General features: G+C 73.0%; 15 protein-coding genes and 1 pseudogene. 8 read left to right on the top strand and 8 right to left on the bottom strand.

The genetic code is table 11. The annotated features are described in order from the left end of the window. The 6 genes and pseudogenes from EEJ42_RS29395 to EEJ42_RS29370 all read right to left on the bottom strand — a co-directional run. Positions 1–461 (bottom strand): annotated as a pseudogene (locus tag EEJ42_RS29395) (PucR family transcriptional regulator); the annotation flags it as partial. Between the two features lie 98 nt (positions 462–559). After that, a complete protein-coding gene (locus EEJ42_RS29390; protein ID WP_123104668.1) occupies positions 560–2,011 on the bottom strand; it encodes an amidase in 1,452 nt (483 codons plus the stop codon). Positions 2,012–2,732: 721 nt separating this feature from the next. After that, complete coding sequence (locus EEJ42_RS29385; protein WP_184503330.1) at positions 2,733–4,226, bottom strand: sodium:solute symporter family protein; 1,494 nt, start codon at positions 4,224–4,226, stop codon at positions 2,733–2,735. After that, the gene (locus EEJ42_RS29380) at positions 4,223–4,471 is read right to left on the bottom strand and encodes a hypothetical protein (RefSeq protein ID WP_123104666.1); all 249 of its coding nucleotides are present in this window, start codon (positions 4,469–4,471) and stop codon (positions 4,223–4,225) included. Before EEJ42_RS29380 ends, EEJ42_RS29385 begins: the two co-directional genes overlap by 4 nt. A 130-nt stretch (positions 4,472–4,601) precedes the next feature. Next, positions 4,602–6,872, bottom strand: a complete 2,271-nt coding sequence (locus EEJ42_RS29375) for a terpene synthase family protein (protein ID WP_184503329.1) — start codon at positions 6,870–6,872, stop codon at positions 4,602–4,604. Between the two features lie 196 nt (positions 6,873–7,068). Then, positions 7,069–8,310 carry an acyltransferase family protein gene (locus tag EEJ42_RS29370; protein WP_123104664.1) on the bottom strand — a complete coding sequence of 414 codons (1,242 nt, stop codon included), beginning with the start codon at positions 8,308–8,310 and terminating at the stop codon, positions 7,069–7,071. 343 nt (positions 8,311–8,653) lie between these two features. Here EEJ42_RS29370 and EEJ42_RS29365 point away from each other — a divergent pair, with 343 nt between their 5' ends. The 3 genes from EEJ42_RS29365 to EEJ42_RS29355 all read left to right on the top strand — a co-directional run bounded on the left by EEJ42_RS29365 (position 8,654) and on the right by EEJ42_RS29355 (position 11,604). Next, positions 8,654–8,911, top strand: coding sequence for a ferredoxin (locus EEJ42_RS29365; protein WP_123104662.1), 258 nt, complete (start codon positions 8,654–8,656; stop codon positions 8,909–8,911). Beyond that, positions 8,901–10,295 carry an NAD(P)/FAD-dependent oxidoreductase gene (locus EEJ42_RS29360; RefSeq protein ID WP_425472974.1) on the top strand — a complete coding sequence of 465 codons (1,395 nt, stop codon included), beginning with the start codon at positions 8,901–8,903 and terminating at the stop codon, positions 10,293–10,295. The genes EEJ42_RS29365 and EEJ42_RS29360 overlap by 11 nt, the downstream gene beginning before the upstream one ends. 61 nt (positions 10,296–10,356) lie before the next feature. Beyond that, entirely contained in the window at positions 10,357–11,604 is a 1,248-nt protein-coding gene (locus EEJ42_RS29355) for a cytochrome P450 (RefSeq protein WP_123104658.1), read from the top strand. Here the strand turns inward: EEJ42_RS29355 and EEJ42_RS29350 are convergent. Then, a complete protein-coding gene (locus EEJ42_RS29350; protein WP_123104656.1) occupies positions 11,582–13,069 on the bottom strand; it encodes an SDR family oxidoreductase in 1,488 nt (495 codons plus the stop codon). The two genes, EEJ42_RS29355 and EEJ42_RS29350, sit on opposite strands and share 23 nt — an antisense overlap. Positions 13,070–13,471: 402 nt before the next feature. On the opposite strand from EEJ42_RS29350, the gene EEJ42_RS29345 reads away from it, so the two are divergent. Both EEJ42_RS29345 and EEJ42_RS29340 read left to right on the top strand, forming a co-directional pair. Beyond that, a complete protein-coding gene (locus tag EEJ42_RS29345) occupies positions 13,472–13,768 on the top strand; it encodes a type II toxin-antitoxin system VapB family antitoxin (protein WP_009716657.1) in 297 nt (98 codons plus the stop codon). Positions 13,769–13,881: 113 nt separating this feature from the next. After that, entirely contained in the window at positions 13,882–14,553 is a 672-nt protein-coding gene (locus EEJ42_RS29340) for a LytR C-terminal domain-containing protein (protein WP_123104654.1), read from the top strand. Between the two features lie 61 nt (positions 14,554–14,614). Here the strand turns inward: EEJ42_RS29340 and upp are convergent, their stop codons facing one another. Then, on the bottom strand, positions 14,615–15,250 hold the full coding sequence (gene upp / locus EEJ42_RS29335) for a uracil phosphoribosyltransferase (protein ID WP_123104652.1): 636 nt from the start codon (positions 15,248–15,250) through the stop codon (positions 14,615–14,617). Between the two features lie 167 nt (positions 15,251–15,417). Between upp and EEJ42_RS29330 the strand changes: the two genes are divergently transcribed. The 3 genes from EEJ42_RS29330 to tadA all read left to right on the top strand — a co-directional run bounded on the left by EEJ42_RS29330 (position 15,418) and on the right by tadA (position 16,849). Then, complete coding sequence (locus tag EEJ42_RS29330) at positions 15,418–15,618, top strand: hypothetical protein (RefSeq protein ID WP_123104650.1); 201 nt, start codon at positions 15,418–15,420, stop codon at positions 15,616–15,618. Positions 15,619–15,792: 174 nt separating this feature from the next. Then, entirely contained in the window at positions 15,793–16,329 is a 537-nt protein-coding gene (locus tag EEJ42_RS29325) for a tRNA adenosine deaminase-associated protein (RefSeq protein ID WP_123104648.1), read from the top strand. A 19-nt stretch (positions 16,330–16,348) separates the two neighbouring features. Beyond that, on the top strand, positions 16,349–16,849 hold the full coding sequence (gene tadA, locus EEJ42_RS29320; RefSeq protein ID WP_009716653.1) for a tRNA adenosine(34) deaminase TadA: 501 nt from the start codon (positions 16,349–16,351) through the stop codon (positions 16,847–16,849). Positions 16,850–16,868: the final 19 nt, after the last annotated feature.

The raw sequence follows: 16,868 nt of genomic DNA, 5'->3' as shown, positions 1-16,868 counted from the left end.
GCCGCGGCCCGCCGCACCTCCTCCCCGCGCCGCCGCGCGATCTGCCGGGCCAGCACCGGGGCGGCCAGGGCGGCCGCCTCCTCCAGCGCCGCCCGCTGCTCCCGGGAGGGCGCGGTCGGCACGATCGCCCAGATGGAACCCACGGACAGGTCGTCCACCCGGATCGGCATGATCGCCCGCGGCAGCACATCGGGCGCCCCGGACGCCCGGAAGTCCGCGTAGAGCGGGACGGACGAACCCGCCAGCCGCACATCCAGCCGGTCGTTGCGCAGCAGCGGCCGGTACCGGTCGGGCACCCGTCGGCTGAGGATCGTCGCGACGCGGGCGTCGTCCGAGTACTCCTGGCCGGGCGAGTAGGTGATCAACTCGGAGGCGTCGTCCTCGATGGTGACCGGCGCGCCGACGAGCCCGGCGATGCTGTTGGCCAGGGCGAGGAGGCCGTCCGGGGAGTCGTCGTACATGGCTCCTCCGCTCATGAGCGCGCCGACGGTTCCGGGGGCCACTACCCGGACCGGGCCGTATCGATGCGCTGACGCGGGGATCGTCCAGGGATGTGCCGTTACGCGCCCCGCTCCCCGATCGCCCCGATCGCCTCCGGGCGGCGCCGCCCGTACCCGGTGGCCTGCTCGAAGGCGTGGCCGATCTGGAGGACGGCGAAGTCCGCCCGGTGCGGTCCGACGATCTGGAGACCCACCGGCAGCCCGGCGGGGGTGAACCCGGCCGGGACGGACAGGGCGGGGCTGCCCGTCGACGTGACCAGGTACGCCGAACGCATCCACTCCAGGTAGTCCCCCATCGCCACCCCCGCCACCTCGGTCGGGTACTCGATGCCGATGTCGAACGGGGGCACCTGGCTGACCGGGAGCAGCAGCACGTCGTAGCGCTCGAAGAAGGCGCGGACGCGGTGGAAGAGCGCGGTGTGCAGCACCTCCGCCCGGGCCACCTCGGGCCCGGTGAGGCGGCGCCCCGCCTCCGCGTTCTCCCGGATCGTCCGCTTCAGGCCCTCCGGGTGGCGGTCCATCAGCGGGCCGAACGCGACCTCGAACAGCGCGGCCCGCTGCGTACGGAACACCTCCTCGCCCTCCGACAGGTCCGGGCACGCCCGCTCCACCACGCACCCGAGGTCCTCGAAGACCCCCGCCGACGCCTCCACGACCGCCGCCACCTCCGGCTCCACCGGCACCAGCCCGCCCAGGTCCGGCGACCAGGCCACCCGCAGCCCGGTCAGATCCCGGTCCAGCGGCCGGGCGAACCGGGCGCCCGGCTCCTCCAGCGCGATCGGCGACCGCGGGGTGGGGCCCGCCATCGCGGACAGCAGCAGGGCGGTGTCCGCGACCGTACGGGCCATCGGGCCCTTGACCGAGAGCGTGGTCCACGCGTTCGACGCGGGCCAGGTCGGGACGCGCCCGGGCGACGGGCGCAGCCCCACCACGTTGTTGAACGAGGCCGGGTTGCGCAGCGACCCGCCGGTGTCGCTGCCGTCCGCGATCGGAATCATGCCGCTGGCGAGCGCGGCGGCCGCGCCGCCACTGCTGCCGCCCGCGCTGCGGTCGGGTGCGTACGGGTTGTGGGTGGCGCCGAAGATCGGGTTGAAGGTGTGCGAACCGGCGGCGAACTCGGGCACGTTCGTCTTGCCCAGGGTGATCGCCCCGGCGTCCCGGATGCGCTCGATGATCAGGTCGTCCTGGTCGGGTATGCCGTCGACCAGCGGCGAACCGTGACTGGTGCGGATGCCCGCGGTGTTGTGGGTGTCCTTGTGCGCGATGGGCAGCCCGTGCAGCACCCCCACCCCGTCCGCCCCCGCCGCCACGATCCGCTCGTCGGCCGCGGCGGCGGCGTCGAGCGCGCGGTCCGCGACGAGGGTGACAATGGCGTTGACGTCGGGGTTGACCCGCTCGATCCGCTCGAGATGCGCTTGGAGTACCTCCCGCGCCGACACCTCACGCCCCCGCAACAGGGCGCTCAGCTCGCGCGCGGTCTTGTAGCACAGCTCGTCGTCGTGGTCCGTCACGGTTGCTCGCTCTCGTAGCTCGTCGGATTGTCCCCACCCCGCCCCTTCCCGAACCAGGGGCTCCGCCCCTGGACCCCGGACGAGGCCCGGCAGCACGGCGCGACGGCCCCTCCGGCCGCCGTGCGGCGGCGCGGAGAGCGCGCGCCGCAACGGCCCGCCACGACCACAGCATCTTGAGGCAGCGGCCGAGGTACGGCCACGGCGGGGCCCAAGGGCAGACCCTCTGCTCCGGGACGTGGGCGGGCCGGGGCGCAACGGCCGCGACGCCAGACGCCAGCTCCGGCGCCACCCCGCACACGGAAAACGGCCCCAGAGGCGCGGCCACCGCGGAGGCCGGGGGCGGAGCCCCCGGTTCGGGAAGGGGCGGGGTGGGGAACAACGGCCGCGACGCCAGACGTCGAGCCCGGCGCCACCCCACGCACGGCAAACGGCCGCAAAGGCGCGGCCACGGCGGGGCCCGGGGGCGGAGTCCCCGGTTCGGGAAGGGGCGGGTCGGGGGACAACGGCCGCTCGCAGGGCACGGCCGCGGCGGCAACAGCCCCCGCCGGACGGCGCCGGGGCCACCGGTCCCGACCGCAGCACGCTTGGGGCAGCGGCCGAGGCGCGGCCGCGGGGGCCAGGGGGCGGAGCCACCGGTTCGGGAAGGGGCGGGGTGGGGAACAACGGCCGCGGGCGGCGCTCCCGGTGGCGGGCGGGCGTCATCGAGACCACCGCGGGGCCGTTAAGGGCGGGGGGATTCGTCGGGCTGCCGCGCGGCCGTGGCCGTGGCTGCGCGCGGGCCGGGGTCCGGGGCGGCGGAGGCCCGGTGAGGGGCAGGGGCGGGGCGGGGGAACAGCAGCTGCACCAGCAGCGCCACCGCCACGTTCACCCCCAGCCCCACCAGCCCGGCGTTCACGTGCCGCACATCCACCTCGGCCAGCGTCAGCCACGTCACCACGGCCTCGCCCGCCGCCAGCCCCGCCAGGGCGGCCCGCGCCGTGAGCAGGCGGCGGGCGCCGAGGACGGCGAGCAGGCCGGGGACGAGCTGGATGAAGCCGCTCACCGTGAGCAGTTGCAGGTCGGCCAGGAGGCCGGGGCGCAGGATGCCGAGGGTGAGGGCCAGGCCGATGGCCAGGACGACGACGCTGTGGTTGACCCGCATGCGGGCCGACTCCCGGCCCGGGGGCAGCAGGTTCTGGGCGACCAGGGTGGAGATGCCGATGCACATCGCCCCGGCCGGGACCATCGCCGAGGCCGCCGCGGCGACCACGACGAGCCCGGTGGCCCACTCCGGCAGGGCGCCCTGGGCGAGGGTGAGCAGCACCCCGTCGCCGTCGCCGTCGACCCGCGCGACCACCCCCGTGAGCCCGACCATGATCGGGATCATCAACGCGACCTGGTACACCGGCATGAAGATGTTGTTCGTACGGATCGCCCGCGGCCCGCCCGCGGCCATCAACGGCGGCCAGTGGTGCGGCGTCGCCATCATCCCGCCCGCGATCGCCGAGACCAGCACACTCGTCGTCCACCACACCTGGTCCTGCGCCCCGCCGTGCACGGTCAGCATCTGCGGCTGCACCTCGTGGACCCGCCGGAACACCTCGCCCACGCCGCCGCCGACGTAGTGCAGCGGGACGACGACGGCGAGCACGGCCATGACGCCGATCGTCAGGATGTCCTTGAAGTAGGCGCTGTTCTTCAGCCCGCGGATGCCGGACCACAGCACGAAGGCGGCCGTCAGCACCGAGGCCAGCACCATGCTCAGCCGCCCCGACGCCGTACTGCCGGTCACCAGCCCGACGACCATGCCCAGCCCGGTGAGCTGGAGCTGGATGTAGGGGAGTAGGAAGATCAGCCCGATGACCGCGACGACCTTGCCGAACAGCGGGCTGCGGTAGCGGTCGCTGAAGTAGTCGGCCTGGGTGAGGTAACCGCGTTCCTTGCCCAGCCGCCACAGCCTCGGCTGCACGAAGTAGAGGAGCAGGAAGGCGAGCGCCAGGTAGACGACGGCGTACGTGGCGGCGTTGCCGCCGGTGAACGCGACACCCGCGACCCCGAGGAAGCTGAAGGTGGTGAACACCTCGCCCGCCTGGAGGAACCACATGGCGGCGGTGCCGAAGTTGCGCCGTCCGACGGCCCATTCGGCGAGGTCGGTGGAGCGCCCGGTCCGGCCGAGGAAGCCGCAGAGGGCGAGGGCGCACATGCCCAGCAGCGATACGGCGAGGACGACGCTCACTGGCCCTCACCCGCCGCCGCACTCGCCGCCGCGCCCGCCGCCACGCGCTCACCGTGCCGGAACAGCCCCCACTCGACGGCGGCCAGCGCCGGGGTGAGCGTGAGCACCCAGCCGCCGACCCAGACGTACAGCGAGGGCATGCCGAACCACAGCCGCTCGGCGTTGACGAACGGCAGCCACACCGACGCGAGCAGGGCCAGCGCCGGGACCACGGGGAGAAGGACGAGCAGTTTGCGCCGCGACACGGTACCTCCAGGGCGCGAGGGGACTGCGCGGCATTCAACAGACCCGCCCCGCCTCCGGCATCGTCACCGGCGGCCAACATGCGGCGGCCCCGCCTTGTCCGCGGGGACAAGGCGGGGCTCCAAAAGGTCGCTACCGGCCCGCGCCCACCGGAAGCCGCGCGGCCGACGTCCCCAGACCCGTCGGTCCCAGCAGCTGCCGCGGCGCCCGGGCCTGGTACCGCAGCTCCTCCTCCCGGTACCGGGCGACCCCCCGGTGCCAGGCCAGGATCCCGGTCATCCAGTTCTGGAGGTCGCGCACGTACCCCTCCAGGGCCGCCCGGCCCTCCGCCGACAGCCCGAAGTCCTCGTACAGGACCGGGAACTCATGGGCCGCGACGTGCTGGAACTGCCGCATCCGCGAGGTCATCAGGTCCTGCACGATGGCCACTCCGGTCGGGTAGTCGCAGTCGAAGAAGTTCTGCACGACCAGGACGCCGTTGTGGAACTCGCCCTCGAACTCGATCTCCTTCTGGTACGAGAAGACGTCGTTGAGGAGGGTGGCGTAGTCCATGGCGGCGCTCTCCAGCGAACGGACCGGCCCGCTGTCGTAGATCTCGGGCGGGAGGCGCCTGCCGCAGGCGAGTCGGCACAGGCTCATGGTGAGGCCGGAGCCGAAGGTGTGGCGGCGCATCTCGATGTAGTCGACCGGGTCGGGGATCCGGTGCTGCGCCTGGTTGGCCAGCTCCCACAGCCAGCTGTCGAGCATGTCGTCGACGGCCCGGCGGAACGCGCGGCGCGCGCCCTCCTCCATCGGCCCCGCGGTACGCGACCACAGGTCGGCGAGGGAACGCTCCAGCCCGCCCGCCGGGACGGGGGTGGGGCCCGCGTCGACCGGCATGAACCTCTTGAGCCGCTCGTTGCACGCCTTGGCGCCGGTGAGGTCCCGCCTCCGGCCGAAGACCTGGGGGTAGTAGTCGTCCGCGTAGGTCCCCCAGGCGAGCCAGCCCGACGTCAGATCCAGCTCGTCGGGGGACGCCTCGGGGTGGATGCCCGCCGCGCACAGCGGAAGGTCGGCGGCGCGCAGTCGGCGCTCGTTCCAGACGTCCGAGTCGGGGACGCCGGGCTGGGGCCCGAGGATGCCCATCCGGTGCGTCCACTCGACCAGATTGCGGCGCGCCCGGTCCAGATGCGGGCTGAGCCGGGCGGCGAACGGCATGAAGAAGTCCGGCAGCCGGGACGGCCCGACCCGCTGATGCGGCACATGGCTGAAACCGCGCGCCCGGGCCCGCTCCGCCCGGCCGGTGGTGAGCCGTATGTCGGCGGCCGATACGCCCAGGCCGCTACCGCCCGCGCCACCGACGCCGAGGCCACCGACGCCCAGGCCGCTCACCGAGAACGGCGACCAGGCGGGCTCGGCCGCGGCGCCCCCTCCGCCGTTCATGTAGCGGCTGGACCGCATGTGCCACTCATGGCCACCCGACTGCCAGTCCTGGAGCCCCTTGACGTACGCCATGACGTCCGCGCAGGCCGCCGCGTCCAGGCCGTGCTCGGCGAAGAGCGGGGCCAGCTCGGTGAACGTGGTGTTCTCGAACTGCTGGAGCCGCGAGGTGAGCAGGTCGTTCACGGCGTCCGCCGCCTGCTGGGTGGTGCAGCCGAGGAACGTCTCCAGGACCAGCACCCCATTGCTCCGCTCGCCCTCCTCCTCGATCTCCCGCTGGTACGAGAACAGGTCGTTGCGCAGGTGCACCGCGTCCGCGAACGCGTCCCGCAGCACGCGCAGCGGCCGCGACTCCGCGATCACCGCGGGCACCTCGGCCCCCACCGCGTGCTCCACGAGCCCCGCCGACCACGGGGCGCCGCCCACCTTGCGGCGCATCTCGATGTACTCCACCGGATTGGGTGTCCGGCCCGCGTTGATGTTGGACAGCTCCCAGAGCGACTCGTTGAGCAGGTTCTCCGTGGACTCCCGGAACCGGGCCCGCCAGTCCGGCGACATCGCGGGCACCGTCCGCAGCCACAGGTCCTTCAGCCCCGCCTCGACCGGGTTCTCCGGCTCCGGCATCCCGGCCGCCGCCGGATCCATCGGCATGAACAGCGGCAGCCGGTCCAGGTACGCCTTGCCGCCCGCGCGGTCCTGCGAGCGCTTGAACCGCTCCAGGAAGTGGTCGTCGAAGAAGAACACCCACACGTACCAGTCCGTGATCAGGGCCAGTTCCGCGGCGGAGCAGTCGGGGTGGGTGGAGGCGCACAGCAGGGCGTAGTCGTGGGCGTCGAGATCCTCCTGCTCCCAGACCCCGGAGCCTTCGAGCATTCCCCGCTCGCGGGCCCAGCGGGTGGAGTGCTCCCGCGCCTCCCGGACGTGGGGATTCAGCCGCGCCGGATACGGCATGTAGAAGTCGGGGAGTTGAAAGGGCTGTGTCACTGGCGGGCCGGCACCTCTCCGTACGACGGTTGCCCGCGCGGCCGGAAGCAGGCCCCCGCGAGCTGGTCGGCTCGGCCCTACCCAGGGCCCTGACGGCCTATCCGACAGACCCACTGGTCACATGAATGTGCGATCGTTTCCGGCCCCGCCACGGCGGTACGGACGCGGCGGGACCGGAAACGGCAGGTCGGGCGCGCTAGCCCGGCGGTCTCGTGGCCTGGGCCGGGACGACCGCCCGTGGCGTCGCGGTGGACCGCGCCACGACGGTCCCGGACCCGGATCCGGCCACGGCGGACCCCGACCCGGCGGCGTCCGGGGCAGCCCCGGCCCCGGCCCCGGCAGCCGGGGACCCCGCCGCCGACCGGAAGGCCCACTCCATCCGCGGCTCCATCGCGAACCGCAACATCCGCTGCACGAGTGGGGAGCACAGCGCGGTCACCACCACCGCGGCGATGACCGTGACCACGATCGCGCCCGCCGGGGTGTGCAGCCAGGACGGTTCGTACCAGCCCGCGAAGTGGGAGCCCTTTATGAGCAGGCCGTGCAGCAGGTACCCGTACAGCGTCCCGGCGCCGAGCGCGGTGAACCACATCGTCCGCCCGGGCACCCAGGCGAAGAAGCACGCGGTGAGCACCATGGAGCAGCCGAAGAGGGCGAACGTCATCACGATGCCGCTCCACCACGGCGCCCCCATTTCCTGGGCGCTGTCCCGGTGGTAGAACCACCCGGCGTTCATGCGCGGTGCCGCCCAGTACGCGAAGACCAGCGCGGCGGCCGCCACGGGCAGGGCCGCCATCCGCACCTCCCGCCGCCGCACCATCCGGAAGTGCTCCGGCCGCATGTGCAGTCCCGCCACGAAGAAGGGCAGGAACTGGAGCACGCGCTGGAGGTCGAGATCGTCGCCGATGTCCGGCGAGCACGAGGCGAGCGCGGCGATCGCGAGCGCGAGCGGCACCGGATGGCGCGCGATCCGCCACACCGGGGTGGTGACCCGCCACACGAAGAGAGCGATCAGGAACCAGGTCAGGTACCAGGGGTCGAGCAGGCTGATCGGGTACGAGGGGTCGTCGCCCGCCCAGCCCTTGAGGAGGCTGTACACGGACTCGAAGATCACGTACGGAACGGCGACGCCGGTGAGCAGGCGCTTCAGCCGATCCGGCCGGAAGTCGAAGTTCCGCGAGAAGTAGCCGGAGATGAGGATGAACGCCGGCATGTGGAAGGCGTAGACGAACAGGTAGAGGGCGGACGCCGCTCTGCTGCCGTCCCGCAGCGGTTCCCAGGAATGCCCCATCGCGACCAGCACGATGGCCAGGTACTTGGCGTTGTCGAAGAACGCGTCACGCTGCTTGGGGGCTGCTGCGGAGGACGAGGAGTCGGGTGGGGGGACGGGCTCGGGGGCGGGGGCGCGTTGCGCGCGACGTAAGGACGAGAGGTTCATCACATACGCCACCCCGTGGAACCGACAGCGGCGATCCCGCCTCTTTGTGGGGTTGAGGAGAGGGCTGCGGAGTGGAACATTCCACGCACGGTAGTAGCGGCCACGGGGCCACGGGCGGAATGACTCAGCTCTTGCGCAACGACGGTTCACGCCCCCGCCCCCACTGGCACACTGCGCCCCCGCACCCGCCACCGCGCCGCGACGCGCCGCCGTGAACCGGAGCCCGGCTCGCCCCCGTCGCCCCATTGGCCCGGCTGTGCGCGCGAGCCCCGGCCGCCTCGCCCATGCTGGGCCCAGGAGGGGGTGACCCGGCGACCCGAGGCGCGCGAAGGGCAGGGCCCCGATGAGGCTTGTCGTCGATCTCAACCGCTGCCAGGGCTACGCGCAGTGCGCGTTCCTCGCCCCCGACGTCTTCACCCTCCACGGCGAGGAGGCGCTGCTCTACACCCCGCACCCGGACGACACCCAGCGGGAGAACGTGGCGCGCGCGGCGGCGGCCTGCCCGGTCCAGGCCATCCTGGTCGAGGGCCTGGAGGATGACCTGGAGGATGACCTGTTCGACGGCCCGGTCGGCGACGAGGACCTGTCCGGTGTCCGCTGACGGTGCGCCGCACACGCTGCGGCGCGAGGGGCGCATCGTGATCGTCGGCGCCTCGCTGGCCGGACTGCGGGCCGCCGAGACGCTGCGCGAGGAGGGGTTCTCCGGGTCGCTCACGATCATCGGCGACGAGCCCCACGAGCCGTACGACCGGCCACCGCTGTCCAAGCAGGTGCTGCTGGGCCGGTCCCCCGCCGATCACACCGCGCTGCCCCGGCGCCGCGAGGTGTACGCGCGGTGGCGGCTCGGCGTCGCCGCCACCGGGCTGGACATGACGGCCCGTCGGGTGCGGCTGGCCGAAGGCGACGAGGTCGGCTACGACCGGCTCCTGATCACCACCGGGGTGCGCGCCCGGCCCTGGCCGCACCCCCTGGAGGCCGAGCTGGACGGCGTCTTCGTGCTCCGTACCCGCGAGGACGCGGCCGCGCTGCACCGCCGCCTGTCGTCCGCACCGCGCCGGGTGCTGGTCATCGGCGCGGGCTTCACCGGCTCGGAGATCGCCTCCGCCTGCCGGGAGCGGGGGCTGCCCGTCACCGTCGCCGAACGCGGCCCCACCCCCCTGGTCGGCGCCCTCGGCGGGGTGCTCGGTGAGGTCGCCGCCGACCTCCAGCGCGCCCACGGCGTGGACCTGCGCTGCGGCGTCATGGTCACCGGGCTGGAGGGCGACGCCGCCGGGCGGCTGCGGCGGGCCCATCTGTCCGACGGCACCGCCCTCGACGCCGATGTCGCGGTGGTTTCCCTCGGCATCACCCGCAACACCGAATGGCTGGCCGGTTCCGGGCTCGGCGCCGGGCCCCGCGGCATCGCCTGCGACGCGGGCTGCCGCGCCTTCGACGTACGCGGCATCGTCACCGACGACGTCTTCGTGGCCGGGGACGTGGCCCGCTCCCCGCATCCGCTCTTCGGCTACCAGTTCCTGTCCCTGGAGCACTGGGGCAACGCGGTCGCCCAGGCCGAGATCGCCGCCCACAACATGATCAGCGCGAGCGCCGACCGGCGGCCGCACCTGTGGGTCCCGGCCTTCTGGTCGTCCCAGTTCGGGGTGAACATCAAGTCGGTCGGGGTGCCGTCGCTGGGCGAGGAGGTCCTGATCGCGCAGGGGTCGCTCGCCGAGCGCCGCTTCACCGCGGTCTACGGATACCAGGGGCGCGTCATCGCCGCCGTCACCTTCGACCAGAGCAAGTGGCTGGCGTTCTACCAGCGGCTGATCGAGACCGCCGCGCCCTTCCCGCCGCCGTTCGCCACCGTCGACCGCCGCGCCGAGGGGCTGCGGCCGGTCCCCGCCGACTTCCCGGACCCCACGCTGCCCACCCACGGCCCGACCGTCACCCTCAGCGGCTACTCGCCCTCCGACCGGCGGATCGCCTTCACCCCCGCGCGCATCTGACCACTCCTGCCCCGGCCCCGATCCCCTGCCCCTCGTCCCTGATCCCCGGAAGGACCCCGCCATGGCCCACGGCCCCCTCCTGCGGAAGATCACCGACTACGCCAACCGCGCCGACCCGTACCCGATCTACGCGGAACTGCGCAAAACGCCCGTGGTGCACGAGGAGGACGGCCCGTACATCGTCAGCACCTACTGGGAGATCCACGCCCTCCTGCACGACCCGCGCATCAGCTCCGACGCGCGCAACCTCGACCCCCGGGCCGCCGGGGAACCGGCCGACGCCGAGACCGAGGCCGAGGAGGACGACCCCGGGCTGCCGCCCGCCTTCCTGAAGCTCGACCCGCCCGAACACGACCGGCTGCGCCGCCTGGCCATGACCCCCTTCGGCCCGCCGCACACCCCCCGGCGGATCCACGCCATGCGCGGCGAGCTCTCCCGCATCGTCAACGAGCTGATCGACGGCTTCCGGGACCGGGACCGCATCGACCTCGTCGACGACTTCTCGTACCCCTTCCCGGTCACCGTCATCTGCCGCCTGCTGGGCGTACCGCGCGAGGACGAACCCCGCTTCCACACCTGGGCCGACACCCTCGCCGCCAGTCTCGACCCGGACCCCGAGCAGGACGCCGCCGAACGGCGCCGCGTCACCCAGCAGGCGCGCACCGAACTCGGCCGCTACCTCTCCGAACTGATCGAGGAACGCCGCCGCTCCCCCGGCGACGACATGCTCTCCGCCCTGGTCGCCGGGCACGGCCCGGAAGGCCGGATGAGCCACACGGAGCTGCTGAGCACCGCCGCGCTGCTGCTGGTCGCGGGCCACGAGACCACCGTCAACCTGATCACCAACGGCATGCTCGCGCTGCTCCGCAACCCCGACGTCCTGGCCCGGCTGCGCGCCAAGCCGCATCTGGCCGTCCCCCTGGTCGAGGAGCTGCTGCGCTACGACCCGCCCGTCCAGCTGCTGCCCCAGCGCACCCCGCTGTCGGACATCGACATCGCCGGAGTGACCATCCCCAAGGGCGCCTCCGTCTGGCTCGTCCTGGCCTCCGGCAACCGCGACCCCCAACGCTTCCTCGACCCCGACCGCTTCGACCCCCAGCGCCGCGACAACCAGCACCTCGGCTTCGGCAGCGGCATCCACAGCTGCTTCGGCGCCCCGCTGGCCCGCCTGGAAGCCCAGCTGGCCCTGACCGCGCTGGCCCAGCGCCTGGAGAACCCCCGCCTGCGCGAAGACCCCCCGCCCTACCGCCGCAACGCAGTCCTCCGCGGCCCCCGCCACCTCCCCATCACCCTGGACGGCCTGCGCTAGGGGGTGTCTCGGCCTTGGCGGCGATCTTCCGGGCCATCCCGCCGAACACCAGCGCGTGGAACGGCGAGACGCCCCACCAGTAGAGGTGCCCGGCCAGCCCGTGCGGGTGGAAGACGGCGCGCTGTCGGAAGACGGTCCGGCCCTCCGCGTCCCGGTCCACCCGCATCTCCAGCCACGCCAGCCCCGGCAGCCGCATCTCGGCCCGCAGCCGCAGCAGACGGGGCGGCAGGACCTCCTCGACCCGCCAGAAGTCGAGGCTGTCCCCGACCCGCAGCCGGGCCGCGTCGCGGCGGCCGCGCCGCAGCCCGACGCCGCCCATCAGGGTGTCGATCCAGCCGCGCAGCGCCCAGGCGAGGGGGAGCGCGTACCAGCCGTTCTCGCCGCCGATGCTCTCCACCACCCGCCACACCTCCTGCGGGGAGGCGTTCACGGCGCGGCGGCGGTGGTCGGTGTAGAGGCTGCCGCCCGCCCAGTCGGGGTCGGTGGGCAGCGGGTCGCTGGGGGCGCCGGGGGTGGCGGCGGAGGACCAGCGGGTGGCCACGTCCGCCTCGCGGATCCGCCGCAGGGCCAGCTCCAGGGCCCGGTTCACGCCGAGGGGGCCGCCCGGCGGCTCGGGGACGTAACGCCTGATGTCCCGCTCGGCGCACACCACCTCATGCCGCAGCGACTCCACCAGGGGCCGCGCGAGGGTGCCCGGCACGGGGGTGATCAGGCCGACCCAGAGGCTGGAGAGCCCCGGGGTGAGCACCGGCACCGGCAGGATGGCGCGCCGGGGCAGCCCGGCGACGGCCGCGTACCGCAGCATCATGTCGCGGTAGGTGAGGATGTCGGGGCCGCCGATGTCGAAGGCCCGGTTCACCTCGTGCGGCAGCTCGGCGCAGCCCACCAGCAGCCGGAGCACATCGCGGACGGCGATCGGCTGGGTGCGGGTGCGCACCCAGCGCGGCGTGACCATGACCGGTAGCCGTTCGGTCAGATAGCGCAGCATTTCGAACGACGCCGAGCCCGACCCGATGATCACACCAGCACGGAGCACCGCGGTCGGCACCCCGGAATCCAGGAGCACCCGCCCCACTTCGGCGCGGGACCGCAGATGAGGAGAGAGATCGTGGTCCGGGACCCCGGCCGGGGTCAGCCCGCCGAGGTAGACGATCCGCCGGACCCCGGCGGCCCGCGCCCGCTCGCCGAAGAGGCGCGCCGCGCGCCGGTCGGTCTCCTCGAAGCCGGGCCCGCCGCCCAGCGCGTGCACCAGGTAGTACGCGACGTCCACGCCCTCCATGGCCGCCCGGACGGACTCCTCGTCGGTCACGTCGCCGCGTACGATCTCGACCCGCCCCGCCCAGGGGTGATCGCGCAGCTTGCCGGGGGAACGGACCACACAGCGCACCGCGTGCCCCGCGGTCAGCAGCTCGGGGACGAGCCTGCCGCCGATGTAGCCGGTGGCCCCGGTGACCAGACAGCGCATGCGGCCATGCTTGAACGCATGGGGACCGGCCGCAACCGGGCCGCGGGAAGGCAGCCGGGCAGCACAAAACCTGCGAGGTGGGCTCCCTTCGCCGGCATTGTCCGGATCAGGTTGTGGAGGTCGCCTTCCGGTCTCCCCGACCTTCCGGCCTCTCAGCCCGGCCATCAACGAGACGTTCCGGAGAACCAAAGTCCTCTGTCCTGAGCGCCTCTCCGGTCGAGCTCCCTCGCTCGCCCCGCAGGCTGATATTCAGGTTACTCCCGACCCCCTTGGGCGACTAGTCCCTTTTCGAGAAAAATCCACCTTTTTGCCAGCGCGTCGCGGAGGCCCGCCCCGCGCCCCCGGCCTGGCACTCCCGCGCCTTGGCTGCGCCGGAAGCCGCTTGCCCGGTAGGCTTTCCGTGTGATCTTCAAGCGCATCGGAAACGGTCGACCCTATCCCGACCACGGCCGGGAAAGCACCCGCCAGTGGGCGGATGTCGCCCCACGCCCGGTACGTCTTGACCAGCTGGTCACGACGAAGCAGCAGCTCGATCTGGAGACGCTGCTCGCGGAGGACTCGACGTTCTACGGGGACCTCTTCGCCCACGTCGTGAAGTGGGACGGCGACCTCTATCTGGAGGACGGGCTGCACCGCGCCGTGCGCGCGGCGCTCCAGCAGCGCCAGGTGCTGCACGCGCGCGTCCTGGAACTCGACTGACGCCGCTCGGCGAGGGGTGACCGGGCCTTCGCATTGGCCCTTTCGGGTTGGACTGCACACCAACCATTGATCATTTAGTAGGCATCGTCACCAGGCCGCACTACGCTGCGCACATGAGCATGCTGACCCCTCCTGGCATGGGCGGAAAGTACCGCATCACGGGCGACCGCTACCCGCGCATGCGCCGGCCCCGGAGCCGCAGGCGCCTGGTGTTCGCGGCCCTCGGCTCGGTCGTGGCACTCGGCCTGGTCGGCTGGGGAACGCTTCAGCTCATCGACGTCTTCTCCGGTGGCGGCGGCAAGGGCAGCAATACGGTGCGGGCGGCGCGCGGCAGCGCGGACTGCAAGCGCGAGCCCGGCAAGGGCCGCGACCGGAGCCCCGGTTCGCAGTCCCGTACGGCGGCGAAGAAGCTGCCGAAGCCGTCCGACATCACCGTCAACGTCTACAACGCGACCAAGCGCTCCGGGCTCGCGAAGGACACCGCCAAGGAGCTGGAGAAGCGCGGCTTCAAGATCGGGGACGTGGGGAACGCCCCGAAGGCGTACGACCAGAAGGTCAAGGCCCCGGGGATACTCCTGGGCGCACCGGCCTCCGCCGACGGGACCTTCCGGGTGCTGTCCACCCAGCTCTCCGGGGCACAGACCAAGAACGACACCCGCCGGGGCAAGGACGTCGACCTGATCATCGGCTCGGCCTTCAAGGACCTGGTCAAGGCGAAGGACGCCGACAAGGCGCTCACCGCGCTGGCCAAGCCCTCGCCCCGCCCCTCGGGCTCGCCCTGCTGACCGGACCGGGCGGGCCCGGCCCGCGCCGCCCCGCTGACCGGGCCGGCGGGTCCAGCCCCGCCTAGCCCGCGGTCCCGTACATCCGGTCGCCCGCGTCGCCGAGCCCCGGCACGATGTACCCGTGCTCGTTGAGCCGCTCGTCGATGGACGCGGTGACCACCGTCACGGGCGTGCCCGCCAGCTCGCGCTCCATCACCTCGACGCCCTCGGGCGCCGCCAGCAGACACAGCGCGGTGACGTCGTCCGCGCCCCGCGCTATGAGCTCCCGTATCGCCGCGACGAGCGTCCCGCCGGTCGCCAGCATCGGGTCCAGCACGTACACCTGACGGCCGGAGAGGTCGTCGGGCATCCGGGTGGCGTACGTGGACGCCTGGAGCGTCTCCTCGTCGCGGATCATCCCGAGGAAGCCCACCTCGGCCGTCGGCAGCAGCCGCACCATGCCGTCGAGCATCCCGAGGCCCGCCCGCAGAATCGGCACCACCATGGGGCGCGGATGCGACAGCCGCACCCCGGTCGTCGCCGTCACCGGGGTCTCGATGTCGACCTGCTCGGTCCGCACATCGCGGGTGGCCTCGTACGCGAGCAGGGTCACCAGCTCGTCGGCGAGCCGCCGGAAGGTGGGGGAGTCGGTGCGCTTGTCGCGCAGCGTGGTGAGTTTGTGCGCCACCAGCGGGTGGTCGACGACGTGGATCCGCATGGCAACGACACTAACGGAGCCCTCCGACCGCGGCTCCCGCCGGTAACCCCGGCACGCGACGACAGTCTGTCGTTGTACTGGCATCAAACCGCCGTTTCGGGGGAAAGTGGGCAGGAGCGCCCGGGCCCCCACGTCCGGGCGGAGACCTCGGCCCGAGGGGTGAGGCCATGGCCGACACCGACATGCCCACCGGCAGGACGATGGGCGCCGTGTCCGCACGCGAGAGTGCCGCGGACCGCCGCCGCCGTCGCGAACGCTTCCTGCGCGCGCTGAACGAGGCCCGGCAGGTGCGCGACCGCGTACGGCCGCGGCTGACCCGCGCCGCCCGCATGCGCGAGGCGATACTGCTGCGTACGTTCCGCTGGTGAACCCGAACCCGGCGCACCGTCGGTGAAGCGATCAGGTCGGTCCGTTTCGTTTCACGTGAGCCACATCTCTTTGGACTGGTGCACGACGCAGCGCGGAAGACCTCTCGCGAAGCGATGGTTTCTGCCACGATTCCGATTGGGGCGGGACACTGTCCCGCCCGCCCCGGCACGCCTATGACCAGTGGGAGAGTCACGGTGTACTTCGCCGCATTGCTCGCGCGCACCGCAGAAGGGTGGGAAGCGAGCGACACAGAGCTCGATGACGTGGAGACTCTGACCGATTTGATCGATCTGGCTCGTGGGGCCGCCAAGGACGACGACACGGTTCTGGCCTTCATCGAGCACGAAGACGCGTGGTTCGGCGTCGTCCGCGTGGACGGCGAGGAGGACCCGCACATCTACGTGTCGGACGCGGCCGCGGCCGCCCGCACCTCGTACGGCTCGATGCTCACCGACGAGCTGCTCGGCCGGGACCCCGACGACGACCTGGACAGCCTCGTCGACCTGGACGGCACCGAGGACGGCGAGCCCGACCAGGACGACGACTCCGACCCCGACGCACCCGTCCCGGTGGGCCCCCTCGGGGACGGTGACATCCTGACCGACCTGGGCATGGAGGAGAAGGAACTGAAGGCCCTCGACGGGGACGCGCTCGAATCGATCGCGGACATGCTGGGGTGCAGCATGGAGGGCCTGGAGGCGGTGCGCTGACCGCCGCCACACTGGTGACATGACCGATCCGCTGACCGGCATCCTGCCCGGACCCGACCCCGACCCCCTGCGTGACCCCTGGCGCGCCCCGATGCGCCTCGCGCTGGAGGAGGCCGTACGGGCACCCGAGACGGGAGACGTCCCGGTCGGCGCCGTCGTGCTGGGCCCGGACGGCACGGTGCTCGGCCGCGGCCGCAACGAGCGCGAGGCCCACGGCGACCCCACGGCCCACGCCGAGGTCCTCGCCCTCCGCGCCGCGGCCCGCCGCCTCGGCGGCTGGCGGCTCACCGGGTGCACCCTGGTGGTGACCCTGGAGCCGTGCGCCATGTGCGCGGGCGCCATCGTGCTGTCCCGGCTCGACCGGGTGGTCTACGGCGCGATCGACGAGAAGGCGGGCGCCGTCGGCTCCCTCTGGGACATCGTCCGCGACCGCCGCCTCAACCACCGCCCCGAGGTCATCCACGACGTCCTCCCCGACGAGTGCGCGGCCCCCCTCACCGCCTTCTTCCGCACCCCCTGACCGACCCCCACCCGGAACC

Source organism: Streptomyces botrytidirepellens, assembly GCF_003721215.1.
Taxonomy (GTDB): Bacteria; Actinomycetota; Actinomycetes; order Streptomycetales; family Streptomycetaceae; genus Streptomyces; species Streptomyces himastatinicus.
The sequence above is the reverse complement of the archived record's forward strand: the minus strand, read 5'-3'. Positions and strand labels throughout refer to the sequence as shown.

What these genes read in the sequence shown, in the direction of transcription:
- EEJ42_RS29370 (WP_123104664.1), bottom strand. Translation starts at nt 8,310, where the DNA reads ATGAACCTCTCGTCCTTACGTCGCGCGCAACGCGCCCCCGCCCCCGAG.
- EEJ42_RS29365 (WP_123104662.1), top strand. Translation starts at nt 8,654, where the DNA reads ATGAGGCTTGTCGTCGATCTCAACCGCTGCCAGGGCTACGCGCAGTGC.
- EEJ42_RS29355 (WP_123104658.1), top strand. Translation starts at nt 10,357, where the DNA reads ATGGCCCACGGCCCCCTCCTGCGGAAGATCACCGACTACGCCAACCGC.
- EEJ42_RS29350 (WP_123104656.1), bottom strand. Translation starts at nt 13,069, where the DNA reads ATGCGCTGTCTGGTCACCGGGGCCACCGGCTACATCGGCGGCAGGCTC.
- EEJ42_RS29340 (WP_123104654.1), top strand. Translation starts at nt 13,882, where the DNA reads ATGAGCATGCTGACCCCTCCTGGCATGGGCGGAAAGTACCGCATCACG.
- upp (WP_123104652.1), bottom strand. Translation starts at nt 15,250, where the DNA reads ATGCGGATCCACGTCGTCGACCACCCGCTGGTGGCGCACAAACTCACC.
- EEJ42_RS29330 (WP_123104650.1), top strand. Translation starts at nt 15,418, where the DNA reads ATGGCCGACACCGACATGCCCACCGGCAGGACGATGGGCGCCGTGTCC.
- EEJ42_RS29325 (WP_123104648.1), top strand. Translation starts at nt 15,793, where the DNA reads ATGACCAGTGGGAGAGTCACGGTGTACTTCGCCGCATTGCTCGCGCGC.
- tadA (WP_009716653.1), top strand. Translation starts at nt 16,349, where the DNA reads ATGACCGATCCGCTGACCGGCATCCTGCCCGGACCCGACCCCGACCCC.